This is a genomic window from Sphingopyxis lindanitolerans (assembly GCF_002993885.1).
In the GTDB taxonomy this organism is placed as follows: Bacteria; Pseudomonadota; Alphaproteobacteria; order Sphingomonadales; family Sphingomonadaceae; genus Sphingopyxis; species Sphingopyxis lindanitolerans.
This window is the reverse complement of record NZ_CM009578.1, coordinates 3,490,529-3,509,265: the sequence shown is the minus strand read 5'-3', so window position 1 is coordinate 3,509,265 and position 18,737 is coordinate 3,490,529. Positions and strand designations below refer to the sequence as shown.

The 18,737-nt window shown below is 60.7% G+C and carries 12 protein-coding genes; 7 read left to right on the top strand and 5 right to left on the bottom strand.

Features of this window, described 5'->3' with window-relative positions; all coding sequences use genetic code 11:
- Positions 1–22 precede the first annotated feature (22 nt).
- The gene (locus CVO77_RS16645) at positions 23–445 is read left to right on the top strand and encodes a DUF4112 domain-containing protein (protein WP_106000010.1); all 423 of its coding nucleotides are present in this window, start codon (positions 23–25) and stop codon (positions 443–445) included.
- Between the two features lie 982 nt (positions 446–1,427).
- On the opposite strand, the gene CVO77_RS16640 is transcribed toward CVO77_RS16645, so the two are convergent.
- The gene (locus CVO77_RS16640; protein ID WP_158258101.1) at positions 1,428–1,664 is read right to left on the bottom strand and encodes a hypothetical protein; all 237 of its coding nucleotides are present in this window, start codon (positions 1,662–1,664) and stop codon (positions 1,428–1,430) included.
- Positions 1,665–1,741: 77 nt separating this feature from the next.
- Between CVO77_RS16640 and CVO77_RS16635 the strand changes: the two genes are divergently transcribed.
- On the top strand, positions 1,742–2,287 hold the full coding sequence (locus CVO77_RS16635) for a hypothetical protein (RefSeq protein WP_106000008.1): 546 nt from the start codon (positions 1,742–1,744) through the stop codon (positions 2,285–2,287).
- A 192-nt stretch (positions 2,288–2,479) separates the two neighbouring features.
- Complete coding sequence (locus tag CVO77_RS16630; RefSeq protein ID WP_158258100.1) at positions 2,480–3,742, top strand: PDDEXK-like family protein; 1,263 nt, start codon at positions 2,480–2,482, stop codon at positions 3,740–3,742.
- Between the two features lie 25 nt (positions 3,743–3,767).
- Here CVO77_RS16630 and CVO77_RS16625 read toward each other — a convergent pair whose 3' ends face one another.
- On the bottom strand, positions 3,768–5,198 hold the full coding sequence (locus tag CVO77_RS16625) for a hypothetical protein (protein WP_146130893.1): 1,431 nt from the start codon (positions 5,196–5,198) through the stop codon (positions 3,768–3,770).
- A gap of 77 nt (positions 5,199–5,275) precedes the next feature.
- On the bottom strand, positions 5,276–6,922 hold the full coding sequence (locus tag CVO77_RS21070) for a hypothetical protein (RefSeq protein ID WP_146130892.1): 1,647 nt from the start codon (positions 6,920–6,922) through the stop codon (positions 5,276–5,278).
- Positions 6,923–7,051: 129 nt separating this feature from the next.
- Between CVO77_RS21070 and CVO77_RS16615 the strand changes: the two genes are divergently transcribed.
- The 4 genes from CVO77_RS16615 to CVO77_RS16600 all read left to right on the top strand — a co-directional run bounded on the left by CVO77_RS16615 (position 7,052) and on the right by CVO77_RS16600 (position 15,874).
- Positions 7,052–9,316, top strand: coding sequence for a hypothetical protein (locus tag CVO77_RS16615; RefSeq protein WP_106000004.1), 2,265 nt, complete (start codon positions 7,052–7,054; stop codon positions 9,314–9,316).
- Positions 9,317–9,408: 92 nt separating this feature from the next.
- On the top strand, positions 9,409–10,152 hold the full coding sequence (locus CVO77_RS16610; RefSeq protein ID WP_146130891.1) for a hypothetical protein: 744 nt from the start codon (positions 9,409–9,411) through the stop codon (positions 10,150–10,152).
- A gap of 267 nt (positions 10,153–10,419) precedes the next feature.
- Positions 10,420–14,232 (top strand): hypothetical protein, encoded by a 3,813-nt coding sequence (locus CVO77_RS16605; protein ID WP_106000002.1) that lies wholly within the window; start codon positions 10,420–10,422, stop codon positions 14,230–14,232.
- Between the two features lie 58 nt (positions 14,233–14,290).
- Positions 14,291–15,874, top strand: a complete 1,584-nt coding sequence (locus CVO77_RS16600) for an ISL3 family transposase (protein ID WP_105998671.1) — start codon at positions 14,291–14,293, stop codon at positions 15,872–15,874.
- A 149-nt stretch (positions 15,875–16,023) separates the two neighbouring features.
- Here the strand turns inward: CVO77_RS16600 and istB are convergent, their stop codons facing one another.
- Together istB and istA are read right to left on the bottom strand one after the other, a co-directional pair.
- On the bottom strand, positions 16,024–16,752 hold the full coding sequence (gene istB / locus CVO77_RS16595) for an IS21-like element helper ATPase IstB (protein ID WP_106000001.1): 729 nt from the start codon (positions 16,750–16,752) through the stop codon (positions 16,024–16,026).
- The gene (gene istA / locus CVO77_RS16590) at positions 16,739–18,253 is read right to left on the bottom strand and encodes an IS21 family transposase (RefSeq protein WP_106000000.1); all 1,515 of its coding nucleotides are present in this window, start codon (positions 18,251–18,253) and stop codon (positions 16,739–16,741) included. The genes istB and istA overlap by 14 nt, the downstream gene beginning before the upstream one ends.
- Positions 18,254–18,737: the final 484 nt, after the last annotated feature.

Genomic DNA, 18,737 nt, shown 5'->3' with positions numbered 1-18,737 from the left:
GGCGCTGCCTGAAAGGATCCCGATGGCCCCTTCGACTCCCAATCCCGACGCGATCTTCGACGCGCTGGTGTCGAACCGGCGCGGCCCTGCCGCGCTCCGCAAGCGGGTCGAGACGCTCGAATATCTGCTCGAACGCAGCTTCGTCATCCCCGGCATCAACCGCCCGGTCGGGCTCGACGCGATCGTCGGCCTCGTCCCCGTCGTCGGCGACGTGATCACCGCGACGATGGGCGCCTATATCATCTGGGAAGCGCGCAATCTCGGCATGTCGAAATGGCAGATCTGGCGCATGATCGGCAATCTCGGCGTCGACACCGCGCTGGGCGCGATTCCGATCGCGGGCGACGCCTTCGACTTCCTGTTCCGGTCGAACAGCCGCAACCTCAGGATCATCCGCAAGCACCTCGACAAGCACCATCCCGGCACGATCATCATCGACCAATAAGAGGGCATGGGCGCCCCTCGACGAAAAAACGCCGCCTCGCGATCGCAATGTCGGAAGGATGATGGCAGGACTTCTGCGGATACCCTCGGAATGGAGGGTGCCAGGGCTTGTATCGAACTATTAATCTAGCGAATTGAAATACATACTTTTTATGAGATAGCCTAAAGCCCTCCCCCACATTTCTCCCCACACTTTCGGGACGCCATCGCCGATTCAGGTGGGATGATCGTCAACGGATAGCCTGCTTCGTGCTACCCATGAGCGCAGTCGAACCATGTGGAAACTGGTGCCGCCAAAGATGGCAGAAAACCGCTGTTTTCGGGGGCTTTGGCACTATTCCTAGCGGATTGGCACTGCTTTAATCCCACTAAAAACGATGTGCAGACAATGGCTTACGGCAACCGGGGGTGCCGTAGCTTTATATCTTGCCTTACCGATCACCCCCTGAATCTACGCTCATTCACTAAAAAATCTCCCTTGGTCTGACGAATCGCCTACGCAGACGGTCGGCCGCTATCGGACCAAACTGGCCGTTCGCGGTCAGGCAGCTTACCGCGAGAAGTTATGACAAGCGGACGTTCAGCCTCGGGCTCAGCCTAATCAAATTCGGGCTGAAAAAATGCCATTCTCACAATCGATGCTTTCCCCCGCCCACCGTTATCATCCTCGCTACATTGGATATCGATATGCCAAACTACAACAGAGGTTTTTGGGCTGGCACGTCAAAGAATTGCGCTCGCGATTATCGCCACGATTGCGACGATCAAACTAAGGCCCGCAAATATTGTCCCCCATTTCGTCCATACCAAGGAGCCGGTGTCCTTACTTCCCACGATAGCAGAGTGATGGACGTCTCTACCCACCATGATTACGTCTCGAGCAGCCGATATATTTTGAGAGGTCTGAGGCGGAGGCCCGGGCGGCGGCGGTGCGGGACTATCCTTGGCCCACGTCAACAGCAACCAGCCATCGGGGATTGCCTTCAATAATTCCCTCGACAGTAGGTCTTTATCAAACCAGCTTCCCGCAGCTCCTTCGCCAGACTGTTAAACAAGGGCGTATCCAGCGTGAGGAAATATTCGGTTTGCAGCTCTTCGCGTGACAAGTGGCGCCGCTCAGGGCGGTGGCTATCGACGAATAGGGCTATCAACAGCCTGTTCCGTGCCTTTTCGACATCATTCATATCGCGCCTCCGATGGGCATTATTGGTGTCCAGCAAATAGCTGCACCTTGCGTGTTCCTCGTTCGTTCCCAATTTAGGTTGCATCACCGCAGGGGATAGTGCAACAAATTGCCATGGACCTGACTGCAATTGGCTTCATCATCGCGGTTGTGGGTATCACCCTACAGCTATCGGACGCATTTCCAGAACATCGCGAAACTCGAAAGGTGATTGTCTTCATGTCGATCGGCCTGTTTCTAGGAATTCTGGCGAGCGCCGCCTTGGGCGCCAAATACAACGTAACCGGGAATATCGACCGACGCTTTGCGCTCTTGTTTGCTCTGGCTGGACTGGGCGCATTATTTGGACTGATCGCTGTCGTCGTAACGGAAGAGGAGCGCCGCATTGCTGCCGGGGCAGTTGCATTCTGTTTCGGTGGGGCATTTCTGGCGACCGGGTTGTTCGTCGCAGCAGGTTCAGCCGATCCTCATTATAGCTATTCTACCGATGAAGTTCTGATGCTGGCGAACGCCGCCGAGCAAGCTGGGCAGTATGAGATCGCAATCGACCGACTTGAGGAACTTGATCGTCGCCTCACGAGCGCCGATGCATCGGAAAGGCTTCAAAAAAGAGTCCAGAAAATACGGGACCTGCAAGCTGGAGACCCAGCACGCCCGTGATTGCGACATGGCGCAAAGGATTGCCACATTGACCCGATAGAGATGGCCGTTTGGAGGCTGCCTGCTTTCGGACCGCATGCCTTAAAAAGCAGAAATTCGGTGCACCGAATCAAGCCGCTTGACGCTCTTTGTCCTGGACCCCAGCTTCCAACCATCAGAGGAATTATCGGTTTGACGAGACAGGGAGCAAACTTGGAACAAATCTGGTTAGATGGCAGGGCTTCAGCTCGGAGACGCACGCTGCAAACGGTTCATTCGCCAGATCTCGAACAGGCGCTCAACCAACTAGTCGACGATGGCGAATTTCATCATCTCGACGGACAGCTTGGCCGCTTTAATCTCTTTGAAGCGATGGGCGGCGTGCGTTCGGAACTTCGCCATTCCAACTTCCTCGCCTTCCTCTTTTCGCCAAACCGCGCGCACGGTTTGGCCGGGTTTGCCCTTCAGAAAGTCCTGCGCGCGATCCTCGATGATATCACACCGGAAAGCCGCCCGATCCGGCCGCTTGAGCTCGCCGTTGCCGATTTGGACGATGCGTTCGTCCAGCGCGAGCGCGACAATATCGATTTGCTGATCGAAATCCCCTCACTGAAGCTTGTCGTGCTTATCGAGAACAAGGTGGGCGCCGCCGCCAGCGATGGTCAACTTCAGCGCTACCGCGCGGTCGTCGAGCGCCGATATCCGGACTATCGCCGCCTCCTGGTCTTTCTAACGCCGCACGGCATCACGCCCGACTGCGAAGGCTATGTCGCCTTCAGCTATCGCCGATTAGCTGAGGTGTTCGACGAGCTGTCGCGACACGAGATGATTGCGTCCGAACCCAAGCTACTTCTCGCCCATTATGTCGAAATGCTCCGGAGACATGTCGTGCCCCACGAGGAATTGAGAGACTTGGCGTTGCGACTTTATGAGCGCCACCGCGAAGCCTTTGATTTTGTCTTTAAGGCACGCCCCGAACCCAACGGCATTTTGGATGATCTGAAAGCACGGGTCTTAAGTGTCGAGGGCCTCGAGGAAGATCGCTCAGTCGCTAATATTTTCCGTTTCTATCCGGCGCGCTGGAATGAAACACTAGCGGGCGCTCGCTGCAGCACCAGCAGCTGGACGCGTTCAGGCAGAGGCCTCCTATTCGAAATCAAGCTCCATCCATCGACTGGGCGCGTCCATCTTGTCCTTGTTATGGGGCCGCTAGATCAGCCGCTGCGCGATAAAATCTACACCGGGGCTATGAGCCGACCAGACCTTTTCAAAGGACTGGTCAAACCGATGGGCCGACACCATTCAACCCTCTTCAACCGCGAGCTGCTAACCGCCAGTCTTGCACCAACGCTCGATTTTGAACTGCAAAGCCTGACTGCCTCGCTCGCTTGGTCTGACTTTCAGGGGACTGAGCTCAGCCCGCTCATTGAAACGGTCGAACATATCGCTGCCAAGGCCTTGGCGGACGAAAACTAGCAGCGCCAGCCGCCATGGGTCGGTCTCAGTCTGGCACGGACATCTGCTGCGGATCATCACTCTCGCTATGGCGAGCAGCCCAGTGGAAACAGTGGATGAGGCATCGGCGCGCGAGTGTTTCGGCAAGGCCGCGCAGATCTTCCCAATCGTGTCCGAGCCGATCGCTGTTGCCATGAAGGAGACGGCTCCGTCCTTGCGAATAAAGCTCGTTCACGACGACCTTATAGGGTTGGCCGTCCTTTCGGATCGGTGTGGTGGGCTCGACGCCTGTGCGCGCGGATATCAAATTCATGATCCCGCCGCCGCCTTTGCCGCAGGCGAGTGCATCCAGGCACGACATAAATTTGGTAATCGCAATCATGGGCATGGGTTCGCGGCACGCTTCGTGAAACCAGATAAGCGCATGAGCGAAGCTGTTCATGAGCTTGGGGCGACGTGCTGTAGCCGGATCGCCGAGTAAAAATTCGATGGTCTCCGCCAAGGTCGCCCACCAATCAGCGCGTTTGGCGACGAGCGGCTCCCAGATGTCCTTGAAGATGGTGAGGCCATGGAAAGAGCGCGCCCGGCGCCTGCCACCGAGCGATTCAGGTCGATCTTGATAGAAAACATAGGTCTCGATGTAGGACGGCCCGTCATAAGTGAAATTGATATCCCGAAGCGCGCTTCTTGGGCTCACCCACATGAGCGCCACACCCACGACGGCGATGCGTGCGGCGAGAAGCGCCTTTTCCTTCGCAAAACTGCCAAACAGACCATCGGTTTGGACCGAACAGATGAAGGGCGCTTCGCCCACTGTCTCAAAGATGTCGGATTCGTTGACGCTATCGACCGATCCTTTGCGGCGCCGAACTTTTTTGCCTGACCAACGCGCAGTCAAGCGGCGATGAGTGACGGGCGTTATGCGGCCCTCGGCCAACGCGGCGTCGAGCCATATATTCCGGCGGCTAATCGTGACCGGGCCGACGGTGAAGGGCGAGATCTCATGGTGCTCGATGAGCGAACAGCCAAAAAGGAAGGTCCGCTTGTCAAAGTTCCACTTCGATTGGTCGAGTTCGCCGTTTAGCGCGATGAGAGCATCCCGCGCGCTCACTGCCAGCGGCAGATCGAGATCGATCTCGGCCAAGATAGGCCCAATCACGCGCTGAACGATCGTGCCCCAATCCTTGCCCGATATGGCGTTTGCGAGCTGTGGCCGCGCTGTGAGCAAAAGTCCTGCAAGCTCTAAAATCAGCTCGCTGATAGCCCGGTTGATGATGAGCGAATCGCCGTTGCCCGCGCTGATCCACCACGGTATCTCAGGTACCTCGCCGCTGCCGCTTTTGGGAACGGGCACGACTTGGATCGACAGCAACTCCTTTAAGATCTGCTCAATAATGTCTCGCGCTTTTTGCAACGCCGCCTCTCTTTGCCGTCGCCTCAGCATAGCTGAGCAACTCAATTTTACCGCCTCGTCCATCGAAGAAAATTCCGCCGCGCGATGCCGTGCCAGTCAATCCAATATCGGGCAGGTCAAAAAACTTCCACTCGAGCCGGTTAATGGGTTGGTGTAAGCCCCACGATCGGCCAGCGGGATTTTGCTTCCAGAAATGTATACATCACTCCGCGTAGCAGTATCAGGCTCATCCGCTCCAACTTGAGCTGGTTCTGTTCCGAGATTTGATGATGTGCGTTTCCGCGGATCGCCTGGCAAATAGCGAGATCGCTGGCAATTTGCGCCGACAGGGGACCTCCTTGCTTCGTGTTGAACCAGTCAAAATCGATCGCGGAGTGCAGCTGCGAAATCTTTCGGTACTCGTCGGCTTTCAGGAGCTTTCCAACTGGAGTGGCGACTGGCCAGATCTGTTTGAATTTTTCGTACAACTGGGTTTTTGGGAATTGAACATTGCCGACCAGCATTGCGTGGACGAGGTGTTCGACGCTCAATGCCATGCCTTGGATATCACTTTTAAGGCCTGCCAAGTGCCGAGAGTCACCCGAAAACGCCCGTTCGTTTAGTGATCGCCAACGCCAATAGAATTCGTAAAGATCGTGGCCCTCAACAAAGTCCAGAAATGTGTTCGCTTGCTCCCTGTTGAAGCCAGCCTTCAGAATCGCGTCGGGCCGCGAAAAGCTGACGATCAACCGTTCCGCATCTTCCCGCCATTCGGTCGCCCAGTCTTGGAAGATCACCCGCAAAGTCGGCTTGAAATGCCCAGTTACGCGGCCAACGTCCTCAAACAACTGTTGAGGCGGAACGTCCTTCAGATAGCGCGCAAAACTGACGGACTTACCGATGAAGGTCTGATAGGCCTTCTTGTGATTTTGATACCCTATGCGCTCCCAGTCGCCCCAGCGTCCACAGAGGAACCGAATAACCTCAAGGACCTGTGGATAGCTGACCCTAAAGCGCACCCGACACCGCTTTGCCAGTTCGATCGATCTCGCCTCCATTTCTGCGTGTTCCGCCTCATCGATCTGGCGTCTGCCCTGCCATCCCGATCGCATCAGAACATAATGATCGTTCTTCGCGTCCTCTTCCGCAAAACAAACGATCGCATCCAGCACTTTTTCGAATCTTTTAAATGACTGCAGCGAACGAATCGGCTCAAAAAGGATCCCGCCTCCGGTCCAAGATTCTGGAATTTGCCCTGAACGCCAATCCCAATTCTCCGTATTGCCGAAGAATCGCGTACCCATGTCATGGCATTCGAGGAAAAGTAGCAATTGCCACGTGCTGTAATAAGTGACCGCCGTACGGTTGTGCCAAAGCGGGCCGCCGCGCTTTGCATCTACACGAACACGAAAATTCGTCCAAGGCACGAACTTTCGTCTGGCAGGATACTGAATAAACTGCCGCCATTCCTTGTTAGGGCAGTCCAGCGGATTGCGCTCGGTCAACGGATCGCATCCCCACTTTTGGTCATGCTTCTGGCGAGCCCGTTCCAAGGCGCAGGCCGCCTTCCAGCGCGGACCGTTTGGCTCCTTCAGCCCCATCGGCTTCGGTCGGGGGTAGCCCGGCCGCTCCATCGCATACCACCGCCGTTCGATGGGATCGGGATAGCGTAATCGCAGCAGTGGAATTAAAATTCGTTGCTGCTCCAACCTTTCGAGTACACTGTCATTTGGCGGAATTGCCAGAACTTTGAGTTCTTTGAGCTCGTCTAAGAACTGCCCAATTTCCAAATGTCGTGAAAAGCGCATCGGTCACTTCTAGCCCACAGCCAAGCACGCCGCAAAGCCTTCGAGTTGAGGGAAAGTTGGAGGCGGGTGTGCTTGGTGGATGCGTAGTTACTAGTTATTGTCTCACCAATTGGGGGATGGAAGAAAATCATGGGCGACGATGACACGGGAAATGCCAACCTCGCCGATATGCTGGCTATGGACGCAGCCGACCCTAGCGAGAAGCTCGCAGCTCACGCAACTGTGCTTCAATCGCAAATGGAAGAGATCGCTGAAGAAATCCGCGAGCTGATCGCTTCACAGCCGCCGGTGGCTTTACTCGGCTACTTGTTGGGGCAAACTCATATCGCACTGATGTACGAGGCTTCCGAATCTGAAGAACTCCCTCGTCTCAACTCCCAAACCCTTCAGCAGCATCAGCTAGCGCTCGAATACGCCCATGCCGTCTGGAGCAGCGAACCCGACTTGCCGGCCGAGAATACTCGGCTCAACGAGGAGGAGGCAGCGAAATTGCTAGAAGCCTTTGAGCGGCTCAGCAAAACCACGATGCTGTATTGCATGGCGAGTTCGGCTGCATCACGTGATCCGGAGCGTCCCAACTTGGCGGAGATGCAGTTTCACGCCAAGTCGAGCTGGAGCTTGATCCGAGGTCATCGCTACCAAGTGCTCGAAGAAGAGTTTTTTCGGTATGCGCTCCGTCCACACGACGCTGCACTCCGCTCGGCTTATGGGATGAATTCCGGCCAGGTAGCAGCCTCGATTCAGGGCATCGCCGATAGTATGCGGGCCGGATTCAGCAATGCCGCCGAGGGGATGATGCAGCGCTTCGAGCAAGTCAACGCACTTGTCGATGTGACAGGCGACGACCTTGAGACAGTCATGAAAGCGTTGGCCGTTGCCGACGATACTTTCATGTCCAGCACTGCCGATTTGATGAAAGACATGCTCTTTGGCGGAACGAGCAATCTCAGCCGGCACACCGAAATGACGCAGCCGTTGCTCGAAGACCTTTGCTTCCTGCCCGGTGAAAACACCGAATTCTTCGGAGAGGGGTCGTTTCGCGGGACACCAATGCGCACACTTCCCGCGCGTATCAAGCCGGGAGTCAAGCTTGGAGATGAGTACTACGCGCCTGAGCCGCAGTTTGTTCGCGACGCCGCCTACAGGGCGATCCAAAGGGGAGTTTGCGCGCGGCTTCCATACCGTGACGAGTGGCTCAAGCGCCAAGGGGCGATCGCGGAAGAAGCGTTTCCGGTCATCTTCTCGAAGCAGCTTACCGGCGCGGTCCTCCATTCATCCGTATACTATCGCGACGTCGAGAGCGGAAACTGGGCTGAGACCGACCTGCTTATAGCGGTGGAAGATTGCTTGCTCGTAGTCGAGGCAAAGGCGGGAACGATGCCAATGCATTCACCGGCTACGAACTTCAAAGCCCATGAGCGCGCAATTCAGGATTTGGTGGTCAAGGCTTATCGTCAGTGCCAACGGTTCATCGAATATCTATACAGCGCAGCAGAGGTGCCGATTTATCGGCTCGCTGATGGCGTCTACACCGAGATCGGCAGACTCAAGCGGGCCGACTATCGTTCCATCCTCCCGATCGGCCTAACGATCGAGGCTTTCACGCCCTTCTCCGCTGCGGCCAAAGAGCTGCCTGAGGTGGTACCCATTCTAGGCAACTTTCCCTTTGTCTCTATGTCGGTCGATGATCTCTTCGTCCTGAACCGTTTCCTCCCCACGGCGGGCCATTTGTTACACTATCTCAAGGTGCGCCAAGCCGTCGCCGGGATACCGAGCGCCATGCTGTTCGACGAAGTAGATCACCTCGGCGCATATATCTCCCGCAATCGCATCGATATTGATATTCGGGAAGCGATGATCGAGGCTGACCTGATGACGTTGGACGCGTTTTGCGAGGTCGTCGATCGATACTTCGAAGGTCCCGACTGGGATGCGAAGCCGGTTCCGTCCCAGTCAATTCCTACCACTCTCGCACGGGTTCTGGCCGCGCTTGATGCTCTGAAACCGACCGGATGGCTCGCGATGGACAACGCGCTTCGGGACCTCGGCGGAGATGCCCGGGATAGAATCTCCAGTTTGATTTCGGACCTTGAACCGACCCTGCGCGAGAAAACCCAACGCCGGTTCATGATGGATACGGAGGAACCGCTACAAGTGTGGCTGTGCAGGATTGGACACCCGCCGGACCCAATAGAGTTCAGATTCGGCGCTCAGGCCGCCTGTCTCTCCCTAGACGCATCTCAGATCCGGGTGCTTACACTCTTTTACGACAAATCTGGAACAATCAGCCAAATGTCCTGCGCGATCGTTTCAGCACCCTCCCCACTGCAAAGAGATTTTGGTGCCATCCGAGAAAAGGCAGATTGGCTAAAGGTGAAAGCGCAGAACCTTTGAAAGGAGCGACCTATTGTCGAGCCGTCTACGCCTCGCTGAGCCCGCTACTGCCGCAACGGCGGCTGCCTTGGTTCCGATGACTGTGCTACGCCTTGAGCGCCACTCCATTTGGCCATGAACCGTTCGCAGGGAGTAGCAGAATGTCAGACAAAAAACATACCGAACTGCGGGCCGACCTCGCGCGACTGGCGGATAAGCTGCCAACGGCGATCGACCTTCTTGCCCTGCACAAGCGGTACAAGGCGCCCGGCAAGGTCGAGATGCTCCGCGGAAGCCTGATCTGGCGCGCGGAAGAACTGGGAAGGAATGCCTTGGCTGCGCTCGAGGCGGGCAATTTAGTCACGGCCGCGCTGTTGACGCGCGCGGTGATGGAAACGACTGCAGCGCTCGTCTTTCTGCACAAGCTGGTGACCCAGGCGGTCAGCCAAGGATGCTCTCCCGCCCTTGAAGAGAAACTTACCGGTTTTCTGACCGGCTCAAAACTCTGGGAGGAACTGAGCGGGGCTATACATGTCAACGACATGCTTCGCGAAGTCAGCAAGGTGATCCCGGGATATTTCGAAGAGCATTATGCCGCGCTCAGCGAGATCGCGCATCCGAACTGGTCGGGCGCGTTCGGCGCGTTCGGGATCATCGACAAGGAGAAGATGATCATAAGCTTCGCGAGAGGCGGCCGGTCCCGCGAAACGCAGCGCGGAACGATCATCGGCCGACTTGTGGGCTCGATCGGCCTGTTTCTGGGCTATCACGACATGCTGGGCCAAGCGCTTCCGGACTTCGCCAAGGCGGTTGAAGATTATTATGCGGAGAAGGAGGCCGCCAAGCCCGCATCCTGAAGCGGCAGGCAGTACCCGCAGCCCCGATATCTTCCCGCTTTGCAAGATGTTCGGTGTAAGGGTTTCGGCGACGCGCATGACGTACTCGATCTCTCGCTGCTTGTGGGGCTGAAGATGGTCGTTATCGCTCCTCATCGCAGTACCCTAACAAGGAGGAGTCGGCGAGGCGCCCCGATTGTGGGCCATCGGGTCTGTTTCCGAGCAAGACCGGCGAACACTTGGGAGCCCCGCCTTTGCGCCGCCCGGATCATCGGCTAGGGCGGCGCCATGGGGCAGAATATTTCGTCGCTGATCAGTGCCGGGGGCTCGGAATGGGCGCTCGCGGCCGAAGAGGGCAAGAGGCAGGCCATCGCGTCGCTGCGCGGCTATGCCTATCAGCTGCACCAGAGCCTGGCCGCATGGATCGCGCTGCCCAACGGCGCGACTTTGCATCTGGAGGTCGCGGAGGATTATGCGGCGATCGCGCGCGATCCCGCGACGCTCGAGGAGGTGCTGGCCGCGACGCAGGTGAAAGACAAACGCGAGTCCGGCAGCGTCACACTAAACTCCGCCGATGTCCTCGAGGCGATCGCGAACTTCTGGTCGCTGCGCGAGGCCAATGAAGGCCGCAAGGTCCGGTTCGCCTTTCTGACTACCTCGCCGATCGGCAAGGAGCGGCGTGCGCCGCTGCCTTCGGGGACCCCAGGACTCGAAGTCTGGGCGACCGCGGCGCGCGGCGGCCCGGTGGACGAGCTTCGCGCCGCGCTGAAGGAGCGGCTTGCGGACCATGCAGGGATCACCGCACTGCTGGCCGACGCCAGCGACGACGAACTGTGCGAAACGCTGATCGCGCCGATCCGTTTCGTGTGCGGCGCCCCCGACATCGCGGGCGTCGAGGCGGACAACCGCGCCGCGCTGGTCGAGCTCGGCTATGAGCTCGGCGGTACGCCCGAGCTTGCGGCCCGCGCCGCAGACCATCTTCTCGTCCGCGTTCTCGACACGGTCATCGAAAGCGCGGACCGCCGGCTCACGCGCGGCGACCTTATCCAGCAGCTCTTCGACCTCATCACCATACGCGTGCCCTCGCGCACGGCAATCGGTGCGGGCGGCCTCACGGCGCGCGGCATCGATCTCGACGCGACCGGGGTCTGGCGGGCGGCCGCGCCGCCGCAGGGTCCCTTCGCGCCGCGTAGCGTGGCGGTCGATGCGATCGGCGCGATTGCGGCCGAACATGGCGTCGCATGGATTCACGGCTCGACCGGGCTCGGCAAATCGATCCTCGCCGAACTCGCCGCCGCGCGGCGTGGCAGCGCGTGGCGGGTTCTCGATCTGCGCGGCGCGTCGGGCCCGGTGGCCCGCGAGCGGCTGGCCGCCGCGCGCGCGCATATCCTTGCCGCGCCCGACATCGTCGGGCTGGTGGTCGACGACTTGTCGCCCGATCTCGAGGCCGAGATCCTATCCGAGCTCTCGGCGCTGGCGGCGACGCTGGCGCGCCGGGACACGCCGCTCCTCGTCACGAGCAACCATCCGCCGTCGCACCGCATCGCGCGCGCGACCGGCGCGGTCGACGCGGCGGTCTTCGCCGCACCCCCGTTCGACGAGAGCGACGCCGCCGACCTCGTCGCGGCCTATCGCGGCGATCCCGCCGAATGGGCGTGGTTCGCGCTGCTCGTCGGCGGCACGCATCCCCAGCTCGTCGATGCGGCGATCGCGGGGCTCAAGCGGCGCGGCTGGCCCGATTCCGCGATGGAGGAATGGGCCGAGGCCGGAATGCGGAACAGCGACGTCGAGGCCGAACGCGAAGCGGCGCGGCGGCGCCTGCTCGCGGAACTCACGGGCGACACGCTTCCGCTTCTCGCCCGCACCGCCCGGATCATCGGCACCTTCGACCGCCCGCTCGCGGTCGCGGTCGGCGAAGCGATGCCGGCGCTCGAACGCATCGGCCTTTCGCTCGACCAGCTGACCGGCCACTGGATCGAACGGGTCGGAAGCCGCGGCCTGCGCACGTCGCCGCTGGTGTCGGGGCTCGACCGCGAGACATTTTCTGCGGACGAGCTGAAGGCGATCGACGAGGCGATCTGCGTGCATCTCCTGAAGCGCACAGCAATGTCGCCCGACCTGATCGACCTCGCCTTCGCGCACGCGATCTTCGCGCAAAACGGCGGCGTCGTGAACATGATCGTGCAGATGGTGATCACGTCGACGGACGAAAACCGGCCGAAGCTTGCGAGCGCGATGACCTTGTTCCGCCGCGCCGATGCGGGTCTCGGCTTCCTCGACGAATATCCGTTGCAGCGGCTGCTGCTCCTGCTCGCACAGCACCTGCTGCTGAGCTCGATCGGATCGGCCGACGACGTCAACCGGTCGGCGGAGCGGTTGGTCGAGCGCCTCGACGCCGCGACCAAGTCGCCCGATGCCAGGCCCGAGGCCGAAGAGGCGACCGCGGGCATCGTCTTCATGAAGATGCTGATGGACGGCTATGCCTTCGGCAAGATCCGCGACTGGTTCCCCCTCCTCCGGCGTTTCCGGACCATCGCCGAAGAAAAAGCCTCTTATGCGCATCTGTTCGAGACCGAGCTCGACCGAGACCCGATTCAGTTCCTGTTTCTGGCGCATGCCGTCCACCTGCCGGGCCGCGCCGCGCTCTCGGATCTCTTCGGCAATCTTGACGCATTGGATTCCGGCGAGCGGCGATATTGGCTTGCGGCGCTCGGCGGGCAGGCCGCCGCAACCTCAATGTTCGTCGACAATGCGTGGATGAAGGACGTCGAAAAGGACGACGTGGATGCCATCGGCGAAGCCGCCGAGTTCGCCCGCCTCGCCGAAATAGCGACCGGATGGGACGAACCGGCACTCGCGGGTAGGCTCTACCGGGCGCAGTCGGTGATGCTCGACGAATATGCGAACGACCGGGCGGGTGCCGAAGCGGCGCTCGACGCTGCCGAGGCGAAACTCCCGGGAAGCTTCGAGATCATGCGCTCGCGCGCGAAGATCGCGTGGCGCGCCGACGATCATCAAAAGGTGGTCGCGATCACCGGAGAGCTCGCGGGTCGTGTCGACGACGTCGATGCGCTCGAGGCCGCCTTCGTGTGGCGCGAGGGCGCGATGAGCGCGGGCGAAATGGAACTCTATGACCAGTCGCGGCGCTGGTTCGAGGCGGCGGAGCGCCGGGTGCGCGAGGCGCGGTCGGCCAGCGACGTGTTCGCGACGGCGCTGGCAGCCGACGCGGTCTGGGCGGCCTTTGCCGCGGGCGACCGGGCGGGCGCGGTGCGTGCGATGGCGAGCGTGCTCGGGCGCCTCGAAGCAATCGACCCGGCCTTGAACGAGACGGCGCGCGCGCTGCACCTCCTTTCACGCCACCTCATCCTGTGGATGCGGGCTCAGGATGAGAATATCCGCATCGACGACGGGCCGGTGCTCTTCGTTCCTGGCGCGATCAGCAACCCCTCGCCCAACCCGGGGCTCGCGGCGCAGCCCCTCAGCCCGCTCGCGCCCGCGTGGATGATGCTAGCGCGCGTTGCGCTACGCGCAGGCGTGCCGCCTGCCGAAGTGCTGGACTGGGTGGGGGTCGCCGACAGCAGGCGCTATCCCGCGCACGACGTCATGATCCGGACCGACCTTCTCAATTACGGGATCGAACGCCAGTCGATCGACGATTTTTCGCGCTTCCTCGTCCCGCATGTAGAGGGGATCCAGCATATCGCGGAAAGCGATTGGCAGCAGAACCCACCCGATCCGGTGAACGCTGTTCCCGGCACCCTGCCCACGTTGACGGCGGACAAGCTGGCCGACGATCTCGTTCGCAGTTCGCTCCGCGATTCCGCGCTCGCCTATGGCGCGGTTTCACTGAAAGGCGGGCTCGCGCAACCCCATTCCCTCGGTATGGTTCGCGGCGTCGTCCACGAGGTGGCCAAGGCGGATCTCCTGCCCGAATGGTCCGACACGCCGCCCGCCGAGGCAACCGACCTCGGTTCGGCGGCGGCCGAGAGCATCGCCCGCCTCGCGGCGCACAAGACGCTGACGCTTGAGCAGTTGTTCGTCGCCCATTTGTCAATCGGCGTGCAAACGGGACCCCCTATCGGCGCGCAAAAGGGGCTCTGACTCACTTTTGGTGCAAGTGCGTTGATAGTGGCGAGTTTCCCCGAAGGAGGACATCGCCATGCATGGGAGAGGTTTTCGCGAAGCCATTGCGCCAATAGGATTGGTGATCGACAAGGTCGAGTATGCCGCCAATCAGATACTGATCACCGGGCGATCCCGATTTCGAGTTTCGATCTGCCCGAACTGCTGCCGCCCATCTGCGCGTGTCCACAGTCGATATCACCGTACACTCGCCGATCTACCATCTCATGGCCGGCCGGTTCGGATTACTCTTGTCGCCCGGCGTTTTCGTTGCGCCACATCTCGGTGCGCCACGCGTATCTTCGTTGAACGCTTTCCTCCGGATGTGGCTGCAACATTTGCCCGGCGTACGGCCCGCCTGGATTCTATCGTACATCACCTTGGGCTGGCGCTGGGTGGGCGTCCGGCGGCCAGCTTGGCGCGCCGCCTTCTGATGCCGGTCAGCAAGGACACATTGCTTCGAACTGTGCGTCGGCGCTTCAAGGGCGCTCAGGTGAAGCCGACGATCATCGGCATCGACGACTGGGCGTGGAAGCGCGGACAGCGATATGGCACGATCGTCTGTGATCTGGAGCGCCGACAGATTATCGACCTCCTCCCCGATCGTGGCGTCGCCACCGTGGAAGCGTGGCTCAAGGCCCGGCCGGAGATCTGCATTATCTCGCGTGATCGCGGTGGCGGGTACCGCCATGCGGCCGCGCGGGCCTTGCCTGGCGCCCTGCAGATTGCCGATCGCTGGCATTTGATGGAGAATGCCAGCCAGGCGTTCCTCGACGCTGTCCGTAAATCTATGCGCGCCATTCGCCAGGCACTTCAATCCGCCGAACCCGATCCAGAACTCCTCACCTGCGCTGAGCGGCTTCAATACGAAGGCTTCAAGCGGCGTCAGGATGCCGATGATACGATCCGCTCGCTGCTTGGGAAAGGGGCGTCCATCAAGGCGGTTGTTCGCGCGACCGGCTATGCCCGCAAGACCGTACGCCAGGTCGCTCGTGGCGGACGATCCGATATGTTCCGCACCCGGCTTAGCTCTCTCGACCCGTGGCTCGGGACGCTCGATGCCGAATGGCGTTCCGGTTGCCGGAATGGTGCCGAACTCTGGCGGCGGCTCAAAATCATCGGCTTTAACGGAAGCCTGCGTGTCGTTGCAGAATGGGCGACGCGGCGGAGGCGCAACGAGGCAGCTCCGAACAACGTGTCGCGCGTCATTCCATCAGCCCGTGTGATTGCCCGGCTTATGACGATGGCCCGCGATCAACTCTCGAAATCAGAAGCCACGCTTATCGCGACGATTGAAGCCGCCGTGCCGGCGCTCGTCGTCGTTCGAAATCTTGCCGACCGATTCCACCGGATCATCAGGCAACAGAAAGACTTCGAGCTCGCCACATGGATCGACGAAGCCCGGAAAACTCCGCTTCGTTCGTTTGCGAATGGCTTGAGCGACGACTGGAATGCCGTGAAGGCCGCTATCGTGGAGCCCTGGTCCAACGGGCAAACGGAAGGACAGATCACGAAGTTGAAGCTCGTCAAACGCCAGATGTATGGACGCGCCAAGCTCGATTTGCTGCGGGCGAGGCTGATGCCACCTCGCGATCATCCCTCTGTATTGCACCAAAAGTGAGTCAGAGCCCAAAAGGGACCCCCTTTTCAAGATGGCGCAAGGTTGATCGGACACGCGCCTTTGCGCTGCGCGCGGCGTAGGGAGGGCGGAGCCCGACCGGAGGCGCGCGCAGCGCAAAGCATCTTTTAATCGGGGGTAGGCGTGGGCGATCAGCTGCGGTTTTTGAAGCGCCAGCTGTCATTTCCGGTCTCGACGATGTCGCAATGATGGGTGACGCGATCGAGGAGCGCGGTGGTCATCTTGGGATCGCCGAACACGGTGGGCCATTCGCCGAACGCGAGGTTGGTGGTGATGATGACGCTGGTTCGCTCGTAGAGCTTGCTGATCAGATGGAACAGTAACTGGCCGCCTGAGCGGGCGAACGGCAGATAGCCCAGCTCATCGAGCACGATCAGATCGAGGCGGGATAGCTGGGCGGTGAGTGTGCCGCCCTTGCCGATCCTGGCCTCCTCTTCGAGGCGGGTCACCAGATCTACGGTGTTGAAGTAGCGGCCGCGCGCACCGGAGCGAACGACATTGGCGGCGATAGCGATGGCCAGGTGGGTCTTGCCGGTGCCCGTGCCGCCGACCAGGACGATATTGCGCCGAGCGGGCAGGAACGCGCCGCTGTGCAATGAACGCACCAGCCCCTCGTTGATCGGTGTGCCCTCGAACCGGAACGCGTCGATGTCCTTCACGACCGGCAGCTTTGCGGCCGCCATCCGGTATCGGATCGACGCGGCATGGCGATGCGTCGCTTCCGCTCGGAGAAGGTCGGTCAGTATCTCCATCGTGGTGCGCTGACGCTGAAGGCCGGTGGTGACCGCATCATCGAACGCGCCCGCCATGCCCTTGAGCCCAAGCCCGCGCATCGCCTCGATCATGTCATGCCGCTGCATCGAAGGTCCTCAGCTGGTCGTAACGGGCGCAGTCGGCGATCGGCGGATGGCGCAGCGCGCTATCCTCGGAGGTGATGATCGTAAGTGGGCGCGGCGGCTCGCGGTGCCGCGCCAGGATGTTGAGGATCAGATCGTCGCTCGCCGTGCCGGTCGCCAACGCTTCGCGCACGGCCGCTTCGACCGGATCCAGGCCATCGATCAGCACGGCCGACAGCACACGGACGAACCGGCGGTCGGCATCGTCGCCATTACCAAGCTTGCGGCGCAGGCGCGCCAGCGCCGGCGGCAGATCCCAGTCCTGGAAGGGCGCACCGTTCCGCAGCGCGCCGGGCTTGCGGGCCAGCACCGGCAGATAATGCCAGGGGTCGTAAATCGTGCGGTTACGCCCGAAGGTGCGAGGATGCTCGGCGACAACCTCTTCGCCGCAGCGCACGATGATGCGGTCGGCATAGGCACGGACCTGCACCGTGCGCCGCGCCATCGTCGAGAGAACCGAGTAGCGGTTGCGGTCGAAGCTGATCAGGCAGGTGCCCGTCACCGCATGCTCGCTCTCGTTGAAGCCGTCGAACGGCCCCAACATCGGTTGCAGTGCCGATCGTTCGATCTCCAGCGCCTGCGCTACGGTCAGCTCGCCCTGTTCAGGATGCGCCTGCCGTTCCGCCCAGCGCCGACACTCGGCCTCCAGCCAGCCATTGAGCTCCTCGAGGCTGGCGAACCGCAACCGGGGCTGGAAGAAGCGACCCCGGATCGTCTGCACCTGGTTCTCGACCTGCCCCTTCTCCCATCCCGCCGCAGGTGAGCAGGCGGTCGGCTCGATCATATAATGGGCGGTCATGATCAGGAACCGCCGGTTGAAGACCCGTTCCTTGCCGGTGAACACGCTCGTCACCGCCGTCTTCATATTATCGTAGATGCCGCGGCCTGGCACCCCGCCGAAGAAAGCAANGCCGCGCGCATGCGCGTCGAACAGCATCTCCTGGCTCTCGCGCGGATACGCCCGGACATAGACTGCCCGCGATGCACACAGTCGCATATGCGCGACCTTCACCCGCATCGGCTTGCCCGCGATCTCCACATCCTCATGGCTCCAGTCGAACTGGTAGGCCTCGCCGGGCTTGAACATCAGCGGGATGAAGGCGGTGACACCATCGCCGGCATCCTTGCGCCGATCGGCCTTCCAGCGCGCCGCGTAGCGCCGCACGGCATCGTAGGAACCCTCAAAACCCTCGCGCTCCAACAGATCATGGATCCGCGTCATCCGCAGCCGCTCGCGCTTGCCGCGCACCTCATTCTCTTCCAGCAGTGTGTTCAGGCGATCCTGAAACGGCCCGATCCGCGGCAGCGGCTGAACCTTGCGCTGATAATCGAATGCGCCTTCCGGCGCCCGGATCGCCTTGCGGATCACCTTCCGCGATACATGCAAATCCCGCGCGATCGCCTTGATCGCCTTACCACCGGCATACTCGCGCCGAATCCGAACCACTGTCTCCAAAACCAACATCCCGATCTCGCCGCCTGATTATCCAGCCGGCTGCTTAAACCATCGAAATGAGGGGTCCCTTTTAGACGCCGATCACCCCGCTAACGGGGTCCTTTTTGCACGCCGATCCACAGCCCATTTGCGGGTACTCGAGTGGGCGAACGGCTCGCACCACCGGGCGGTCGCTCTCGCGGCGCTCGCGTCGCGTGTGCGGTCGGACTGGCGCCATGTCTTGGACGAGCGCCGAGCGCTGCTTCGGCTCCCCGCCGCGACAATTCCCGAAATCGAAACCGCGCTCACCGCCNAATCACCGGCCCGGATCCTACGCTGCGAACGTGCTACTCGCGGTGCTGCCGGCAGTGTCGGTCAACCTCGCGCCCGGTATCCGCGCAATGCTCGCCGACATGCGCGACCGGACCGACGACCGCCGCCCGCACACAGCATCGTAAAAGCGCCGCGGCACGGAAAAGCTGCTTCGTACCGCGATTACCGCGCAATTATCTTC

Coding starts and splice junctions, on each gene's coding strand:
- CVO77_RS16615 (WP_106000004.1), top strand. CDS start 7,052: ATGGGCGACGATGACACGGGAAATGCCAACCTCGCCGATATGCTGGCT.
- CVO77_RS21070 (WP_146130892.1), bottom strand. CDS start 6,922: ATGCGCTTTTCACGACATTTGGAAATTGGGCAGTTCTTAGACGAGCTC.
- CVO77_RS16605 (WP_106000002.1), top strand. CDS start 10,420: ATGGGGCAGAATATTTCGTCGCTGATCAGTGCCGGGGGCTCGGAATGG.
- CVO77_RS16645 (WP_106000010.1), top strand. CDS start 23: ATGGCCCCTTCGACTCCCAATCCCGACGCGATCTTCGACGCGCTGGTG.
- CVO77_RS16635 (WP_106000008.1), top strand. CDS start 1,742: ATGGACCTGACTGCAATTGGCTTCATCATCGCGGTTGTGGGTATCACC.
- CVO77_RS16625 (WP_146130893.1), bottom strand. CDS start 5,198: ATGGACGAGGCGGTAAAATTGAGTTGCTCAGCTATGCTGAGGCGACGG.
- CVO77_RS16600 (WP_105998671.1), top strand. CDS start 14,291: ATGCATGGGAGAGGTTTTCGCGAAGCCATTGCGCCAATAGGATTGGTG.
- istB (WP_106000001.1), bottom strand. CDS start 16,752: ATGCAGCGGCATGACATGATCGAGGCGATGCGCGGGCTTGGGCTCAAG.